Here is an 18,390-nt window from a genome sequence, read left to right on the forward strand (position 1 = left end):
ATATTAAGCGAATGCAAATGAATTGCTAATCCACATTATGTGTCGGACAATAGGTTGTCATGCATGAAGTGGCAATAATGTTGTGGCATCAAAACTAAACATCAAAACTAAAAAAGAAAGACTCCACCGCTGACGAATGCAGTGTATGCACATGGTCAAGGGTGGAGTCTTTGCAATTTCGGTACTTCGGCACGATAACCGAAGGAAGGGGATTAGGTTATTTCTGCGTAATAGCAATGTGACAGAAGGACTGGAAGTCAAACAGTCCCATATCGGTCAGCTTCAGCTCTGGTATGACGGGCAAGCACAAAAACGATAACGTTACAAAGGGGTGGAATGCCTTTGAGGCATTCACGAGATCAAGCGCCTGATGAAGCTGCTCAAGCTGTGCGAGGACATCTTCATAACGGGCAGTAGAGATTAAGCCCGCAAGTGGCAGATCAAGAACAGCTAGCACTTGTCCCTCTTTAATGACTGCTAGGCCACCGCCGGATTGGCGCAGCGTCTCTATGGCGAGCAGCATATCACGGTCATTGGTGCCCGCGACGACCAAGTTGTGCGAGTCATGGGCAACCGTCGAAGCGATAGCCCCGCAAGTAAGGGCAAAGCCCTTCACGATGCCAAGACCGATGTTGTTAGTAGCACGATGACGCTCCACGACCGCCATCTTGAGCTGATCCTTTACGATAGAAGGCTGAAAGCAGCCATCTACGGTATCAACTTCCTCGACGAGATGGCGCGTAATCAAGCTGTTAGGCGAGATGCCTATAACATGACAGTTATGGTTGCCCTCTAACGGCAATTGAAGGTGCTGTTCATTGACCTGCTGGATGTGAACTGTACGCAGCATGTTGTCAGGTGGAGCTATCATGTCTAACGAAGGTCCTACGTATTGTCCCTCCTGTGCGACCAGTTGTCCTAATCGGTACACTTGGTGAATCTTGATTTGTTCCAGATCATCCAAGAGCAGCAGATCGGCGTCATAGCCAGGTGCTACTGCTCCTTTTGACATAAAGCCGAAGCACTCGGCCGCATTCAGCGAGGCCATCTGGATAGCGATGAGCGGGGCGATGCCGCATCGAATCGCTAGCCGAACATTGTAGTCAACGCTGCCTTCCGCGATCAATTCGTCTAGGTGCTTGTCATCCGTGCAAAATACGCATCGACGTGCGTTATGCGCCGTCACAACCGGAGCGAGTGCCTGCACGTCTTTGGCGACCGAGCCCTCGCGCAGCATCACGTACATACCGCGTCGAAGGCGCGATTTCGCCTCCTCGACGCGGACGCACTCGTGATCCGTGCGAATGCCTGCCGCACGGTAGACGTTCACGGCATCGTCGTCAAGGCCCGCGCCGTGCCCATCCAAATAGCCGCTATGCTGTAACGCATCCGTGAGCTTTTGCGTCATATCTTCAGCGCCTTGTCGAACGGAAGGATAGTCCATCACTTCGGCGAGACCAAGTACGCGCGGATGCGCATAGAAGGGGCGCAGCTTGTCGGCGGTTAAGACGGCGCCTGCGTTCTCAAACGGTGTCGCCGGTACGCAGGACGGCAGCATAACTCGAACGTCCAACGGCAGCCCTTCCGAGGCATCCAGCATGTATTGGATGCCATCCGTGCCGCTAACGTTAGCGATCTCATGCGGGTCTGTCACAACTGTAGTTATCCCGTGAGGCAAGACGACACGGGCAAACTCAGGTGGCGTCACCATAGAGGATTCGATATGAACGTGTGTATCTATAAAAGAAGGCGCAATGTAACGGCCTTGTGCATCGATTTCTTGTTTACCTTCATAACACCCGATTCCGACGATCCGACCGTCAGTAATTGCGATGTCACCTGTCGTCACTTCCAGATTAAACACATCGATAATCCGTCCGTTCTTAATGACCAGATCGGCGGGCTGCTGCTTGCTTGCAGATGAAATGAGGCGTTGTACTTGCTGCTTCGTGACAGTCATGGGGTCAATAATCTCCTTTAAATATTAATAAAAGCAAAAAAACTCTAGCGCGCTGCTAGAGCTTGACTGCAAGGAGAATGGAAAGCGTCAGCCGCCTTGCTTGGGCGGCCATCTGCTGACTCCTTCCTCGTAGTCAAACTATTTACGGTAGTTTGGTAGAAACTTACGGACCTTATTTCCGCTGATTATACGAGAATAAATGAACACATATTTAGATCATCTTATAGAGTGGTAACTAACACGTCAAGGCCATTCTTGAGGTATCTAAAAGTTTACTTACTTATTTTTACTTTAGCCGCATCAGGAATGTCTTCAAGCTGCACCTCTGTATAGGAAATAACGGTATCCGCTCGCAGTGAAATTTTCAAATAGGCATGCTGACGCAGCACTTTCAGACCATTAAACGTAATGTCGCGTTTATTGCCTTGCTCATCAAAGCCAGGCAGGGTATACATATAGTTGGCATATTCTTCGCCTTTGTCGGTTTTCGATTTTTCAACGGTGTATTTATCTCCGACCTGAACGTAGTATTCTTCTTTTTTGGAAAATGGATTATGTTCTGGCGCATAATTAATAAAAGCAATAAATACGCCTGCCATTAAGGCGAATACAAACACGAGTGCAATTAGTTTTTTCATGCTGACACGTCCCTTTATTGTTGTTATGGATTCCAGTATGTTCTCTGTCATAATCATAAAATACAATTCTAAACGAAACCATTTATTTGACAGGCAATTACCTTAAGATTTTGTCACACAAGAACAACAGCAAAATATAACCTAATAAAGAAGGTTCATGAATGGACCACCTTAGAAATTGATAATAATCCTATACAGATATGGTATGATTAACGCTTAGTAATAACGTGTAATATCTCCTGTTATACCGTTTAATACTATGTATTTTACCGCGCGTAAACGCGAAAGGATGATCAAATAAATGACACAGCATAAGGGTGCTCCTATACCTACGTTTAAGAAATGCGGCATTAATGATGAATGGATACAAGCTTTAAGCATCCAAGGTATCACACAGCCTACGGCCATTCAAGGCCAGACCATTCCCGATGTATTGCTAGGCACGGATGTAATTGGTCAAGCAAAAACGGGAACTGGCAAGACGCTAGCTTTTCTGCTTCCGATGCTGCAACGATTGGATCGGCAATCAGAGGCTGTGCAGGGGCTGATCGTTGCCCCGACACGAGAATTGGCGCTCCAGATTACAGCAGAGGCGAATAAGCTTGCTGCGGCATATGCGGCCAAATCCAAAGAAACACCTATTCCGGTGCTTGCCGTATACGGTGGACAAGATGTAGAGCGTCAAATGCGGAAGCTGAAAGGAAACGTGCAGATTGTTATTGCTACCCCTGGACGATTGCTGGATCATTTGCGCCGCGGCACGATCGAATTGTCCCATTTGCAGACGCTCGTGCTTGATGAGGCTGATCAAATGCTTCACATGGGCTTCCTTGATGAGGTAGAACAAGTGATAGCGCAGACGCCTGCTAATCGTCAGACGTTGTTGTTTTCCGCGACGCTAACGGATGAGGTGCGTGCTTTGGCTGCCCGCTATACTCGTTCGGCTAAAGATGTGAGAGTGGAGAGCGAACGTATTACGGTAAAGGGAATTGAGCAGTGGGTATTGGAAACGACAGATCGTACGAAGCAGTCTACGCTGCGTGGCTTGCTGAAGGAGCTTAACCCTTATCTGGCCATTGTATTTTGTCGTACGAAGATTCGTGCCAAGGCACTGAATGAAGCGTTGCAGCAGTATGGCTTCGTCTCGGACGAGCTGCATGGAGATTTGTCACAAACGAAGCGTGAGCAGGTAATGCGCAACTTCCGAGATGCCAAGCTTCATATTTTGGTTGCAACAGATGTAGCTGCTAGAGGTATCGACGTAGACGGTGTTACGCATGTATTTAACTATGACATGCCGCTCGACACGGAAGGTTACGTCCATCGTATCGGACGTACGGGCCGCGCGGGCAACAAAGGTGTAGCTATCACGATGGCTGCTGCTAAGGATGGCGGCTTGCTGCGTGCGATTGAGAAGGGACTCGGCCAATCCATTCCGCGTTGGCAGCAGAGTGGAGTATCCGCCAAAGCGGAGCGAATTGTAGAAGGACGCTCCAAGCCGTCCGATTCTCGCTCAGCACAATCTGACAGAGGGCGGTCAAGACGTTCATCTGATGCGCATACAGAGCGTGATGGCGCGAGCAGAACTGGCCGCGCAGCAGCTTCTTCACGCCGTTCAGATCGCGCGGCTTCAGAGCGGTTTGGTCGTTCTGCTTCACGGAGCAAGGGCGGACGGCAGATGGATCAAGACAAGTCACGCCGCGCTGGTACGTCGACGGAACAAAGCCGTAAGGCGGAGCGAGGCTTTGATGCAGGTGCGAAAGGTCAAGGATCACGGAATAAGAAATCGGATAGAGGTTCAGCAGCACGATCTGCTGCTACGCGTGAGCATGGAGCAACTGCGGCTACTAGATCGGGCAAGCAAGGTGGAAGAGGCACACAAAGTGCGAACGGTGCATTGTCGTCCAAGCGAGGGGCTCAACGCCAACCTTCACGATCTTCTCGTCGATCACGTTAAGCACATACATCGAGCGAAACCTTTTTGGTCCAAGGCTAGTACAACTTAGGGTACAAATGTGAAGGAAGGGTGTACTTGCTATGTCGCATATGCGTGATTCGATAACGAGTCTCGTGAACTTGACGACGACACGTAAACAGAGGATAGCAGCACTGCTGTTTGCCATCATGATCTTGATCGTATCAGTTGCCATTATGCCGACTGCAAATACGAAGATATACGAGATTAAATCCTTTATCCCGATGTTGACGGCCTGGATTTTGTTTGGTGACTTGATGACGTCGTACTTGTTATATATTCAATATCGAACTTCTGGCTCGAAGCCGCTGCTCATTTTATCTGCATCGTTTATGTTTACAGGGCTTGTTGTCATTCCACACCTGTTAACATTTCCGAATATAGTGACAGAAGGCTGGTTTGTAGGGAAGGAGCAAACATCGGTCTGGCTGTGGATTGTGTGGCATATGGGATTTCCTATAGGGATTCTGTTATACACGTTTACGATAGACCGATGGGGCTCTGCGTGCGAGGGACGCCGTGCTTTCTGGCTGCGCTGTTCGATTGTGACGGGAACAGTTTGCGTAATTGGATTGATCGTGTTTGCTGTTATACGTTACGAATCACAGTTGCCCGAAATGATTGTCCATAACGATTACAGCCATCTAACGCGGTCAATTATCGGCCCTGTCTTGTGGGCAGTAAACTTATTGGCAGTTGTCTATTTGTATTACAAGACACGTGCCCAAAGTGTACTGCATTTATGGCTGATGGTATCCACGTTTGCTTTTTTTCTGGATGTATCGCTAACCTTGTATGCAGAGTCCAGATATAGTCTGGGCTGGTACGTGGCACGTGTGAACTCACTATTCTCGGCATCAGCGGTACTAGTTATTTTCTTTTATGAAATTAACCGTCTCTATATTCGTTTAATTCGTTCTCAAGAGAAGTTGGAGCATTCAGAAGAGCATTTGAACCGCATTTTAGGCAGTATAACAGATTCCTTTTTGGCGGTAGATCGTCAGTGGAAGTATACGTATATGAACAAAGAGGCTGAGAAATATGTAGGCATCTCGTTTGAAAAGGTAAGAGGAAAGCATTTCTGGGCGATTAATTCACACCTGTTAAATACAGCGTGGTATACGATGGCGCAGCTAGTAATGAAGAACAAGGCTGCGGAGGAATTTGTCTGGTACGACACATCCAAGGAACATTGGTTGGAAATTCGTATTTATCCGTCTAACGATGGCATTTCCATTTTCTTTCGTGATGTGACGGAGCGGATGATCGCTGAGGGTCAATTAAAAGAAGCAAACGAGAAGCTGCAAATGGCCAATCGGCTGCTGACAGACTTCTCATTTACAGATGGATTAACAGGTGTATATAACAGAAGGTACTTTGACCAGATGCTTCAGCAAGAATGGCAGCACTCGATGCATGATCAAATTCCACTTTCCTTAATTATGTTTGATATTGATTTCTTCAAAATGTATAACGACACTTATGGGCACCAGATGGGTGATGAATGTCTAACTTCAGTTGCACATGCGGTCAGGGATGCGCTTTCGCATACGACGGCTATTGTTTGTCGCTATGGTGGTGAGGAATTTGCAATCTTACTGCCACAGGCGGACCGTAAAGCTGCCGTTGGCTTTGGAGGTATGGTTCGTGAAACGATTAATAACCTTGCCATTCCCCATCAGGCGTCCAATGTTTCGGCATATGTCACCTGTAGTGTAGGGGTCGCCACTGTACATGTACCTGCGCATACAGATTCAAGCTCGCTGCAAGGACAGCTTATAATGAGGTCAGACGCGGCATTATACGAAGCAAAGCTGTCGGGTCGAAATCAAGTGAAATTTATGGATGTTCATCTGAAATAAAGAGGGCAGGCTCACCGATAGGGAGAACTGCCCTCTTTGCCATATTTGAAGGTCACTTAGAAAACGAAGTCAACTAGTTTAGGTCGCCAGCGCTTGTGCTTGCAGGTGCGGAAAAAGCTTTAATCTCATAGTAGGCACCAATCTTGGCTTGCAAACTGTGCAGCTCCGGTGTAGCTGTTAAATTGTGCAGCATCCCTTCAATTAGAGGCAGACGCGGCTCATCGGCTTCCATCTCATCTAAAAGAATACGAAGCGTAACCTGAAGGTGACTTGAGTCTGGCTGATCCATAACTTTGGCGAGAGTGCGTTTCAGCTGTTGGATCAATATTGGCCGCATGTCCTTTGGACTTTGAGGGAACGCTGAACACATCATATTTGAGAGTGCATGATGTGTGAGCAGCGGACGTTCTTGCGATTGAATTAATCCCTCAACCAAATCGTCCAGCCGATTCACCATGTAGGTTGCGACGCGATCGGGTTCCAACTGCGCCTTGTCAAAAATAATAAGCTCCATGACAGCGTTAAGCATCCCTTGAAGCAGCAGCACAATGTCGTTAACATATGCAGTAATTCGTTCCCCATACATCTTAACCACGTGTGATGTATAGAAAGTAATTCCTTCGGATCGCATTTGTTGTATAAATGCAGCCATTTCCTCATTAAAAGGGATTGCGTGTTCTCTGGCATGCATAATAATAAACTCTTTGTGCTGCGCGAGTTCCTCGAATTGGCACTGCATTTGTTTAATAAAGGTATCTCTTTCATTAAGTCCTTCATTTTCTATTTCTAACACACGACTCTGAATCCGGTCGTAGTAATAGTGGAAGGTGGCTAACAACAGTGCTTCCTTTGATTCAAAGTATAAATAAAAAGCACCCTTGGATATGCCGCATTCAGTCGCAATTTCCTGGACGGAAGTGGAAATAACCCCCTTACAGGCAAAAAGCTTCATTGCGGTTTCGATAATGAGCTTCTCTTTTTCTTTCATATCTACGCTCCTATATGCTTCAATACTTTCCATTATGCTGTTTCCGTGGCAAGAGTCAACAACAGATTATACTGTAACCTAGTTAAGGGGATAGCTATATGCATTACGTCTAACAGGACAAGCATTCATTAACTCACTGGTCATTTGACTTGAACTGACTAGTCAGTTATATTATGAGTGGTTATGACTTTCGGGTCAAGACGGAGAGGAAACCAGATAGAGATAGGAGGAGAATCGGGTTGAACAGCCTTATAAATTTTACTTTAAAAAATAAGTTTGCCGTATGGTTATTAACGATTATTGTCACCGTTGCAGGTCTATACTCCGGGATGAATATGAAGTTGGAGACGCTGCCTGACATTACGACCCCGGTGGTCACTGTCACAACTATTTATCCGGGGGCAACCCCGCTAGAAGTGACCGATAAGGTAACAAAGCCGATTGAACAACGACTTCAAAATTTAAGTGGGGTAAAGCGGGTAGGATCTTCCTCGTTTCAGAATGCCTCCCAAATTCAGGTCGAGTACAGCTTTAGCTCGGATATGGACAAGTCGGAGGAAGAAGTAAAACAAGTTCTTTCCGATATAAAGTTACCTGAAGGCGTGCAGCCTTCGAAAGTATCTCGTCTAAGCTTTAACGCTTTTCCGGTTATTACGTACAGTGTATCCAACGATAAAGCATCACTTGCCGTATTAACCAAGCAAGTGCAGGATTATGTTCTTCCGAAGCTGGAGGGCATTGAAGGAGTAGCTAATGTTCAAATTTCGGGTCAGCATGCAGAGGAAGTGCAACTCCTCTTTGACCAAGGGAAGCTAAGCAAGTATGGTTTGTCCCAAGATACGGTACAAGCTATGATTAAAGGCTCAGATTTAAGGTTTCCATTAGGTGTATACACATTTGGTTCTAAAGAGCAGTCCGTTGTTATTGATGGGAAGTTCACAACTATAGAAGATCTCAAAGGACTTGAAATCCCATACAGTCCAGCCCCTACGGGGGGTGCTGGCGGAATGGGCGGTGTGGCAGACCAAGCAGGCAATGCGAAAGGGATGTCTGGTATGGCAGGTTCCGCAGGCAGTGGCGCTGCGGAAGGCGCTGCACCTGGTCAGACGGGGACGATACCTGGCGCAGGTGTAGCAGCGGGACTAGGAAAAGGTGCTTCTGGCGGGGTGACCCCAGGCCAGAAGTCACAGCCTATAGAACTGAAGCTGCCGACCGTAAAGCTCGGTGAACTAGCCAAGATTGAACTTGTGGGCAAAGCGGAATCGATTTCCCGCACAAACGGGAAGGATGCGATCGGCATTCAAATCGTTAAAGGTGCGGATGCTAACACGGTTGATGTAGTGAATGGAGCCAAGCAGGCTGTCAGCGAACTACAGGATAAGTACCCTGATCTTGAAATGATTTCGACGATGGACCAAGGCAAGCCGATTGAAGAATCGGTAAATACGATGCTCAGCAAAGCTATTTTTGGCGCCGTCTTTGCCATGTTGATTATATTGCTGTTTTTACGTAATTTCCGAACCACTTTAATTTCAGTGGTGTCGATTCCATTGTCCTTGTTAATTGCCATTTTGGCGCTTAATCAGATGGATATTACGTTGAATATGATGACTCTTGGCGCAATGACCGTAGCGATAGGACGTGTGGTAGACGATTCGATTGTCGTTGTGGAAAATATATTCCGACGTATGTCGCTGCCGAACGAACCCCTTAAGGGCAAGGATCTGATGCGTGAAGCTACGAAGGAAATGTTTATGCCTATCTTTTCCTCCACAATCGTGACGATTGCGGTATTTTTACCGCTCGGTTTGGTTCAAGGGATGATTGGTGAAATGTTTCTGCCATTTGCGTTGACCATAGTATTTGCACTGCTGGCTTCGTTGCTGGTAGCCATCACGATTGTTCCGATGATGGCGCACTCTTTATTTAAAAAAGGAGTTAAGAGCAAGCAGCACGCACATGAGGAGCACCCAAGTCGGTTAAGCCGCAGTTATAAAAAGGTGTTAAATTGGTCCCTGAATCACAAAGTTATTACATCTATTGTTGCTGTTTTGCTGCTGGTTGGCAGCTTTGCGCTAGTGCCGTACGTTGGGGTCAGCTTCTTGCCTTCGCAATCTGAAAAAATGGTGATCGCCACGTACAGTCCAGAGCCTGGACAAACCTTAAGCGATGTCACCAAAACTGCAGAACAAGCCGATCAATTTTTCCGTAAGCGTAATGGGGTTGAGACTGTTCAATATTCATTGGGCGGTAAAAATCCTTTCAGTCCGGGAAGCACCAATCAAGCGTTGTTTTTCGTGAAATATAGCAAGGATACGCCTGATTTTACAAAAGAACAAACTCAAGTTCTAAAGGATCTACAGGCGGATACAGAGAAAGGCCGCTGGGGAACGATGGATTTTGGAGCCGGTGGCATGGGAAGCAATTCCTTAAAGGTGTATGTATATGGAGATAAGATCGAAGAGATGAAACCCGTGGTGCAGGATTTGGAAGCACGCATGAAAAAGATTGCGGATCTGAAAAATGTAAAGTCGAGCTTATCTAAAACGTTTGATGAATATACACTGGAAGTAAACCAGGAGAAGCTTAGTGAACTCGGGCTGACAGCAGCGGAAGTTGGAATGAGCCTCAGTCAGCAGCGGGAACGTCCGGTATTAACGACTGTTGAGAAAGATGGTGAGGAGCTAAACGTCTATTTGCAAGTGGAACAGCCGAAATATGCGTCCATCGATGACCTGGTGAACAAGAAGATTACATCTCGACTCGGTCAAACAGTTGCGATTAAAGATGTTGTCGAGGTGAAAAAGGGCACAACATCAGACACTGTTACTCGCCGCGATGGCCGTCTCGTTATAGATGTGGGCGGTGACATTACGTCGAGCAGTGTTACAACGGTATCCAATGAAGTGAAAAAGGAAATGGATGCGATTAATGTACCTGCAAACATTGAAGTATCGATGGGCGGTGTTACCCAAGATATTAAGGAATCATTTACACAACTAGGTGTTGCGATGGCAGCAGCGATTGCTATTGTGTATTTGATTTTGGTCATTACATTTGGGGGAGGATTAGCGCCGTTTGCGATTTTGTTCTCCCTGCCATTTACGATTATCGGTGCATTGGTTGCGCTGCTGATAGCGGGCGAGACCATTAGTATTTCCGCTATGATCGGGGCGCTTATGTTAATTGGTATCGTTGTGACGAACGCTATCGTCTTAATTGATCGCGTTATTCATAAGGAGAAGGAGGGCATGTCTACTCGGGAAGCCTTGCTGGAAGCAGGAGTTACTCGTCTGAGACCAATTCTGATGACGGCGATTGCTACGATAGGTGCGTTAATTCCGCTTGCGATCGGAATTGAAGGCAGTGGTATCATTTCTCGAGGTTTGGGTGTGACCGTTATTGGTGGCTTAACCAGTTCGACTTTGTTGACCTTATTAATTGTACCAATTGTGTACGAGAGCTTGAGTAAGCTGCGCCGTAAGGATAAGCAGCATCAGGCTGCTGCATAACATCACGAAAAGAAGCCGCTCCCTAGGTTTTGGACTTGGGGGGCGGCTTTTGCTTAAATGGGGATGATTGTGTTTGTCTGTTTGTCTGCTTTATGTAAGCCCTTAGCACCACTATCCCATTCGCTCAGAAGAAGTGTGAAGTGTGAAGTGTGAAATGTGAAATGTGAAGTGCAAAGTGCTAAGTGGTGTCTCCCATCGGAGGTATCCGATACCCGTCGAAATCAGTGGGTATGCGTAGGTATGAGTAGGTAGTAGAGACGGATGAACAAAATCATAGAGACTGCCCTTGCAGCGGTGCTTATGTTCCCATCAGGTAAGCAGGTGAATCATACAACCTGTTACGGCAAGGGTACATGTCACAGTGATGCTGCGGACAGTCTCTTCTTAAGCTATGCATCTGGGAAGGGGATGCTGCCTCATTGATACGGAAAAGCTAACCGTGATGAGGCGCTATACGTCGAGCTGCTTTCGCCCTTGAAAATCGTCCACGAGCGCGCTCAGTGGAATCTCGGCTAACACTCTTTCCATAGCGGCTTGTGCAGATACCAAAATGCCCTCAAGGACAGACTGGATATTAGCTCCCACAAAACATTCGGGATTTGGCTGCTCGTGCATATGGAACAATTCGCCTTCTTCAACGACTTCAACGGCTCGATAAATATCAAGCAGCGTAATCTGATCCGGTTCCTTGAGTAATGTTGCTCCTCCGGTACCAGGACGGACTTGTACAAGTCCAGCTTGCTTAAGCTTACCTGTCAGTCTGCGAATAACGACAGGATTCGTATTCACGCTTCCTGCGATCCAATCAGATGTTAGGAGCTGATTACGCTCCAGGGCGAGCAGACATAAAATATGAACGGCTACGCTAAAGCGACTGCTTATTTTCATGTTGAACCACCTCAATGTAACTATTATAGTTACAACTAACTTTATTTGTCAATGTTTGAAGCGCCGCGTGGATTGGGGAGCAGTAGTGAGGATAACTGCTCTAACAAACGTTCGATCTGCTCAGGCTGCACCTGATACATAACTCGATTCTCATGACGTGTAGCTTTTACCAAACCCGCTTGACTTAAAGCATTTACATGATGCGAGACTGTAGAGTTTGTTAATTCAATCTCTTTAGCCAATTCATAACCATAACGTGGTGCTTGATTAAGCAACTGAATAATTTTGATTCGTTTCTCATCCGCAAGCAGCTTAAAGATGTCAGAGATCTGCTGGCTCTGGTTGCGCTTGGCTTGCAAGTAATCTTGTCGATTCACTCCAAGTATACATAACAGCTGATGATCATTCAAAAGCAGCATGGAGGAAGTATGAAAGAAATAGGAAGGAATAAAGATCGTTTCCTGCTCCACATTCATTTTCTCATCTAAGTCAATGCCAAGCAAGGCATTTAAGTTATGCGCTCGTTCCTCGTCAAAGGTATGTTGCAGCTGCTGTACAGCTTGTTGGTGAATTGGCTCAAAAGGCATAGAGAAGGTGGCATATACCGTCTCATAAAAGTGTGTGACAATACTCAGAAATTTGCGCTTTGTTTCTTCTACATCGTGGGCAAAGTAATATACCTTCCATTGCTCTTCCTCTGATAATGTGGATTGCTTCATGTGAGTGAGCAAGGATAAGGCATCCCATTCCGGAGTCTCGTCCAATATGTCCTTGTCTTCCCATTTGACACACCGGAGGAAAGCGTGCAGCAGTTCCTTTGCAGGCCACTGCTCCAGTGCATGGATTACAGCCTCTATATCGTGGAGCAATCCCTTTTTGTAGAAATCCGTTAGCAAATAAATACCCATAGAGCTTTCTGGATTAAAAAATAGCTGGAGATTTTTTAAACCGTCCGCACCGATTGCTTGTCTAGCCTCTTTGACGAAACGGTCCATTTCTTTGGACGCAAATGCGGCAGCGTTTGGCACGGACGGGGTCAGCATTTCATGATTAACGACACGATACATCGCGGCAAACCATTCAAAGACAGGTGATATATGGGCATAGATAGACGGGGCGATCGGAATCACGGCAATAGCTCCTTTATAAGGGTTCGATTAATGTCGAAAGAGTGATCAAATGTAAATCAAAATATATAGGGTGATTATGTAAAAGTCAACTAGGCATGATAAGGGAATATGACGGCTGTATTTATTGACCGATGGACTAAAAAAGAATTATACAAAGAGGTGTGGTTACGGTATGTTGTGAATTAGGAGGAATTGATTATTGTACATGACTGACCTGTGCAGCTGCTACTCCAGATGAAGTCAAGTATATGCGATTATAGGTTTGAAGGGGACCATGCTGCACTTCAATTATCTATAAATGGAATTTATTCTGCAATTTCCAGTAGGAAATGTTTCTCATTCTGTATATACTAATGAAGGGCCTATGGACGCATAGGCTCTTTTGTGTGTTTTTGCACATCCTGAACAAACCGATCTGTGTAAAATGATGGTAACTTTAGGCCATGCGGGGACATACCAGATTAGATTCACCGTTATATTTAGGAAAAGGGAGATTAACAGCATGAACGACAACGAAATGCAAAAAAAACTGCGCTGGTATAACATTGCTCTGATGGCTTTCATCTCGGTATGGGGCTTCGGTAATGTTGTTAATAACTATGCCAATCAAGGTTTAACCGTTATTACTTCATGGATTCTTATTATTGCGTTGTATTTTATTCCATACACGTTAATGGTAGGTCAACTAGGATCTACATTTAAGGATAGTAAGGGCGGCGTCAGCAGTTGGATTAAAGAAACGATGGGACCCAACATCGCTTACATGGCCGCGTGGACGTACTGGGTCGTACACGTCCCGTATTTGGCACAGAAGCCGCAAGCTATTCTAATTGCTTTAGGATGGGCATTCACAGGCAGTGGGAACTTAATTAAAGAGATTTCACCCGTTATGCTACAGTTTATGACATTGATCATCTTTGTCTTTTTCTTGTGGATTGCATCCCGTGGTATTACATCACTGAAACAAATAGGTACCGTTGCGGGAATTTCCGTGTTTGTGATGTCTTTGTTATATATCGTAATGGCGGTGACAGCTCCTGCTTTGACGGGCGCAACGATCGCTACGTCTGATATGTCCATCAAGTCTTTTATACCGGACTTTAACTTTGCCTACTTTACGACCTTGTCCATGCTTGTGTTTGCGGTGGGCGGGGCTGAGAAAATTTCGCCTTATGTCAACGATACTCGCAATCCAGGCAGAGAATTCCCTCGTGGGATGCTTACATTGGCTATTATGGTGGCCATATGCGCGCTGCTAGGTTCGTTTGCAATGGGAATGATGTTTGATTCGAATAACATCCCTGCCGATTTGAAGATGAATGGCCAATATTATGCATTTCAAATACTGGGAGATTATTATGGTTTAGGTAATACACTAATGGTTATTTATGCGATTGCCAATACGCTTGCTCAAATTTCAGCCTTGGCCTTCTCCATTGATGCACCGTTAAAAGTGTTGTTAGCGGACTCCAGTGAAAAGCATATTCCGAAATCACTGCTGAAGATAAACGATCGTGGTACGCCGGTGAATGGTTACATTTTAACGCTGGTATTGGTAGGTATTTTAATTATGGTGCCCGTTATCGGTATTGGTGAAATGAACTCATTGTTTAACTGGCTTCTGGATCTAAATTCCATCGTTATGCCGCTGCGGTACTTGTTTGTATTTCTTGCCTTTATGGCATTGATGAAATTGTCCGATAAGTTTACATCGGAATATCGTTTTGTTAAAAACAACAAGATTGGATTTGCTATTGGTTTATGGTGTTTCCTCTTTACAGCGTTTGCTTGTATTATGGGGATGTTCCCGAAAATGGAGGCTTTCACGAGCGAATGGTATTTCCAACTCAGTTTAAATGTGATCACTCCATTTATTTTGCTCGGTCTTGGTTTAATCTTGCCCATGCTGGTGAAGCTTAAGCAGCCCCGTAAATAACAATGACTCAACTCATTGAACACTAACTGCAGCCTGTCTGAAGGATGACTTCGGACAGGTTATTTTTATGTTTTGCACCCAACTCCAGAAAGTTTATTGACAAAATATAAACAAAATAAGATAATGTTTATAAATTAACAAACAATCTATTAATATGTTTACTAAATATAAATTGAAACGGAGCTCATATGATGAAAAAAGACATAACCGATCTATTTCAGAATGCCACCGTTGCGGAGCTGAAGCTAGGATACGTACACGATCCATCCGATGATCACTACGTTTGCCTTATTTGTGGTGATGGCTACGAGCGAGGTGTTATTTATGCGGATGAAGAAGGGAGTACCGGATTATTTTACGAAGCAGAGAAACAAATGAAGCGTCATATTAAGCACAAGCATCAATCGATGTTTCACCATTTGATTGAATTGGATAAGAAGCGCACAGGATTGACGGATTTGCAAAAGGAACTGATCAGCCTGTTTTATGACGGTCTCTCAGACGCAGACATCGTCAAGAAGTTGGGCGGCAGCAGCTCCACGATTCGGAATCATCGCTTTACGATGCGTGAGAAGATGAAGCAGGCTAAGCTGTTCCTTGCGCTAACGGAGATGATGGAGGAACACAGTGCGATTGCGCCTAAGTTGGTGCCTGTGCCCGTGACTGCCAATATGGTGGATGAGCGTTATGTGATCACGGAGCAGGAGCGTGAAGGGTTCTTAAATCAGTATTTCCCCGATGGATGGGAGGGGAGATTGACCGCATTTCCGAAAAAGGAGAAGCGAAAGCTCGTCATTTTGCGTAATTTGGCCGAACGCTTTGAGCGAGGTCGTGTATACACGGAGAAAGAAATTAACGCCGTTTTAAAGGAAGCATTCCATGATTACGTAACGTTGCGCAGATACATGATTGATTACGGTCTTTTGGACCGGAAAGAAGATGGAAGCCAGTACTGGTTAAAATAAATGAGATGAAAAAGGAGAGTTGTTTACGATGAGAACACGTGAAGAGCTGAAGCAGTTTGCCCGTGAGTACGCCAAGACACATCGTAAGATGGGCATTTATCAGGTGAGAAACAAAGTGACAGGGTATCAAATCATTGGCAGCAGCATGGATTTGGAGAAGGTGTGGAATAAAGAGTCCTTTACATTAAAAATGAACGGCCATGTTAATCGTGGGTTACAGAAAGAGTGGAACACCTATGGTGAGGAGTCGTTTGAAATTGAATTTCTGGAGCTGATTGAGCCAGAAGAAGAGTGGATTACGAGTGATCAGGAGCGAGTTAAATATAAGCTAATGCTTCAGAAGTTACTGGAAACTTGGACAGAGCGCTTGCAAGAGACATCCCGTGAAGATTAATTCACGGGATGTTTTTTCTTGTCTGGTGACGGATTAAAAAGGGTAATATTGACTTTTAATCGATATGCTAATATAGTTTTATCATAATCGAATTATATATTTTATAAATATGAAACTATATATCGACAAGGGAGGATACAGTATGATTCAGTTTCCGAAGCCAGAAGTAGAACAATATTTTCAGGTTAGTGTCATACGCCAGTTTGCCGTGAATGCGGACGAATCAAGAATTGTCTTCAGCAGCAATATGAATGGAACATTTAACTTGTGGGCGATGGATTTCCATGCAGAGCATCCTTTTCCTTATCCCTTAACGTATGAAGGGCAAACGAGCAGCTTTATTAAAATGGACGGTGAAGGCCGCTTTATTTTAACCTCCTTGGACCGTGATGGGGACGAAAATTATCATATTTATGCACTGCCCTGGAATGGGGGACAGGCGCTTAAGCTGATTGAAGGCGCGGCTGACGATAAATATTTTTATGTGCAGATGTCAGAGGACGGGAAGCGACTTTATTATGTCACAAGCAAAGACAACCCTCAGTTTATGAATAGCCGAGTCTACAACTTAGAGACAAAGGAAGATAAGTTAATTCACGAAGGCAGCGCCACATCTACCTTCCTGACCGGCGTTAGCCCTGACGAGCAAGTGATTGCGTACTCACAGTCTTATGCTAATACATATAGCGTCACTTACGTATGCCGTAAGGGTGAAGAGCCTCAATGTGTGACACCGTCGGCTGATGTTGTGCACATAGTAGGTGACGTTTGTTTTGTTGATAATGATACGGTGTTGTTTGTGACGGATTATGAGCAGGAATATGCTTATATAGCACAATACCAATTGTCGACCAAGCAATTTGAGCGGGTATGCGCCATTGAGAAAGAAAGTGTGACGAACTTGAAGTGGCATAAGGAAACGCGTACCTTGTATGTGGTCACGGAAAAGGGAGTTGTTGATAAGTTATATGCCTATGGCTATGACAGCGGCGAATTAGTAGCGATGTCACTTCCAACTGATATTGTGGAACAGCTTAGCGTGGCGGCTTCAGGCAATATTTATGTACTGGCACGCGGAGCCGTTTGTCCGACTAATATTTATCGGTATGCAGAGGGCGCGTGGGCAGCCTTGACACATAATGTGATGACAGGTTTAACCGCAGAAGATTTAGTCGATCCCGATATCGTTACGTATGACTCTTTCGACGGCACAGTTATTGAAGCGCTGTTGTATCGTGCCAAAGAAGCTGTTGCAAACGGGTACACCATCTTTTGGCCGCACGGTGGGCCGCAAGCAGCAGAGCGGAAGCAGTTTCGGGCGATGTTTCAGTATTTGCTCGCTCAGGGTTATCATATCTTTGCGCCGAACTTCCGTGGCAGCACAGGATATGGCAGCTCCTTTGTGAAGCTGGTAGAACGTGATTGGGGTGAAGGACCACGCAAGGACTGCCTGGCAGGGATGGAGTGGCTTTTTGCTCAAGGCATCTCAAGCCGCGAGAAGCTGTTTGTATTTGGCGGAAGCTATGGCGGATATATGACGCTGCTGCTGGCAGGGCGTCATGCCGATTATTTCCGCGCAGCAATTGATTATGTAGGTGTCAGTAATTTATTTACCTTTGTAAAATCAGTGCCTGAGTTTTGGAAGCCGCTCATGGAGCGGTGGCTTGGCGATCCGGAGAAGGATAAGGAACGCTTTATCAAGGATTCCCCGATTACGTACCTTGATGATATGACCAACCCGATGCTGATTGTGCAGGGGGCGAATGATCCACGCGTAGTGAAGGAAGAGTCGGATCAGATTGTGGAGGCTCTTCGTGCTCAGGGCCGTGACGTAGAGTATCTAGTGTTTGAGGACGAAGGGCACGGTGTAGTGCGCAAACAAAATGAGAAAGTTTTGTACCAGACGATTGTGGATTTCCTCAAGCGTCATCAATAAGCGAAATGGCCGTGCTCCATAGGATGGGGGCACGGCTTTATTTAATGTGGGGGGGACGGGGCTCGGATTGCGCCTGTCTGCGATGGCAGGTTATAATGCCAACATATTAGGAACGGGAAGCAGGCTGCGAAGAAAATGTAAGAGCTGAACATCATGTGAATCAGCATGTGAATCAGCAGTGAACAGCAGTGAGACAGTACGAGCAG

The 18,390-nt window shown here is 45.7% G+C and carries 13 protein-coding genes and 1 riboswitch; of the genes, 8 read left to right on the forward strand and 5 right to left on the reverse strand.

Going from position 1 to position 18,390, the window contains the following annotated elements; all coding sequences use genetic code 11:
* Positions 1-217 precede the first annotated feature (217 nt).
* Both ade and H509_RS0103265 read right to left on the reverse strand, forming a co-directional pair.
* Positions 218-1,960 carry an adenine deaminase gene (ade, locus tag H509_RS0103260; RefSeq protein WP_028543804.1) on the reverse strand — a complete coding sequence of 581 codons (1,743 nt, stop codon included), beginning with the start codon at positions 1,958-1,960 and terminating at the stop codon, positions 218-220.
* Positions 1,961-2,070: 110 nt separating this feature from the next.
* Positions 2,071-2,173, reverse strand: a riboswitch (purine riboswitch).
* 59 nt (positions 2,174-2,232) lie between these two features.
* Entirely contained in the window at positions 2,233-2,598 is a 366-nt protein-coding gene (locus H509_RS0103265; RefSeq protein ID WP_028543805.1) for a YxeA family protein, read from the reverse strand.
* Between the two features lie 301 nt (positions 2,599-2,899).
* On the opposite strand from H509_RS0103265, the gene H509_RS24135 reads away from it, so the two are divergent.
* Positions 2,900-4,555 (forward strand): DEAD/DEAH box helicase, encoded by a 1,656-nt coding sequence (locus H509_RS24135; RefSeq protein ID WP_051286784.1) that lies wholly within the window; start codon positions 2,900-2,902, stop codon positions 4,553-4,555.
* An 80-nt stretch (positions 4,556-4,635) separates the two neighbouring features.
* Positions 4,636-6,435, forward strand: a complete 1,800-nt coding sequence (locus H509_RS0103275; protein WP_028543806.1) for an MASE4 domain-containing protein — start codon at positions 4,636-4,638, stop codon at positions 6,433-6,435.
* Positions 6,436-6,508: 73 nt separating this feature from the next.
* Here H509_RS0103275 and H509_RS24140 read toward each other — a convergent pair whose 3' ends face one another.
* Positions 6,509-7,423: a TetR/AcrR family transcriptional regulator gene (locus H509_RS24140; RefSeq protein ID WP_051286785.1), complete on the reverse strand. Its 915-nt coding sequence runs from the start codon at positions 7,421-7,423 to the stop codon at positions 6,509-6,511.
* A gap of 239 nt (positions 7,424-7,662) precedes the next feature.
* Between H509_RS24140 and H509_RS0103285 the strand changes: the two genes are divergently transcribed.
* The gene (locus H509_RS0103285; RefSeq protein ID WP_028543807.1) at positions 7,663-10,935 is read left to right on the forward strand and encodes an efflux RND transporter permease subunit; all 3,273 of its coding nucleotides are present in this window, start codon (positions 7,663-7,665) and stop codon (positions 10,933-10,935) included.
* Positions 10,936-11,196: 261 nt separating this feature from the next.
* A complete protein-coding gene (locus H509_RS27485; RefSeq protein ID WP_157277426.1) occupies positions 11,197-11,358 on the forward strand; it encodes a hypothetical protein in 162 nt (53 codons plus the stop codon).
* Between the two features lie 27 nt (positions 11,359-11,385).
* Here H509_RS27485 and H509_RS0103290 read toward each other — a convergent pair whose 3' ends face one another.
* Positions 11,386-11,823: an Rrf2 family transcriptional regulator gene (locus H509_RS0103290; protein ID WP_028543808.1), complete on the reverse strand. Its 438-nt coding sequence runs from the start codon at positions 11,821-11,823 to the stop codon at positions 11,386-11,388.
* Between the two features lie 41 nt (positions 11,824-11,864).
* Positions 11,865-12,953 (reverse strand): ArsR/SmtB family transcription factor, encoded by a 1,089-nt coding sequence (locus H509_RS0103295; RefSeq protein ID WP_028543809.1) that lies wholly within the window; start codon positions 12,951-12,953, stop codon positions 11,865-11,867.
* 502 nt (positions 12,954-13,455) lie between these two features.
* On the opposite strand from H509_RS0103295, the gene H509_RS0103300 reads away from it, so the two are divergent.
* From H509_RS0103300 to H509_RS0103315, 4 genes are all read left to right on the forward strand, one after another.
* On the forward strand, positions 13,456-14,889 hold the full coding sequence (locus H509_RS0103300) for an APC family permease (RefSeq protein ID WP_028543810.1): 1,434 nt from the start codon (positions 13,456-13,458) through the stop codon (positions 14,887-14,889).
* Positions 14,890-15,080: 191 nt separating this feature from the next.
* Complete coding sequence (locus tag H509_RS0103305; RefSeq protein WP_051286786.1) at positions 15,081-15,854, forward strand: DUF2087 domain-containing protein; 774 nt, start codon at positions 15,081-15,083, stop codon at positions 15,852-15,854.
* A 28-nt stretch (positions 15,855-15,882) separates the two neighbouring features.
* Positions 15,883-16,248, forward strand: coding sequence for a GIY-YIG nuclease family protein (locus tag H509_RS0103310; protein WP_028543812.1), 366 nt, complete (start codon positions 15,883-15,885; stop codon positions 16,246-16,248).
* A gap of 142 nt (positions 16,249-16,390) precedes the next feature.
* Complete coding sequence (locus H509_RS0103315) at positions 16,391-18,184, forward strand: S9 family peptidase (RefSeq protein ID WP_028543813.1); 1,794 nt, start codon at positions 16,391-16,393, stop codon at positions 18,182-18,184.
* The last annotated feature ends 206 nt before the right edge of the window (positions 18,185-18,390 follow it).

It is taken from the genome of Paenibacillus taiwanensis DSM 18679 (assembly GCF_000425125.1).
GTDB classification, from domain to species: domain Bacteria; phylum Bacillota; class Bacilli; order Paenibacillales; family Paenibacillaceae; genus Paenibacillus_B; species Paenibacillus_B taiwanensis.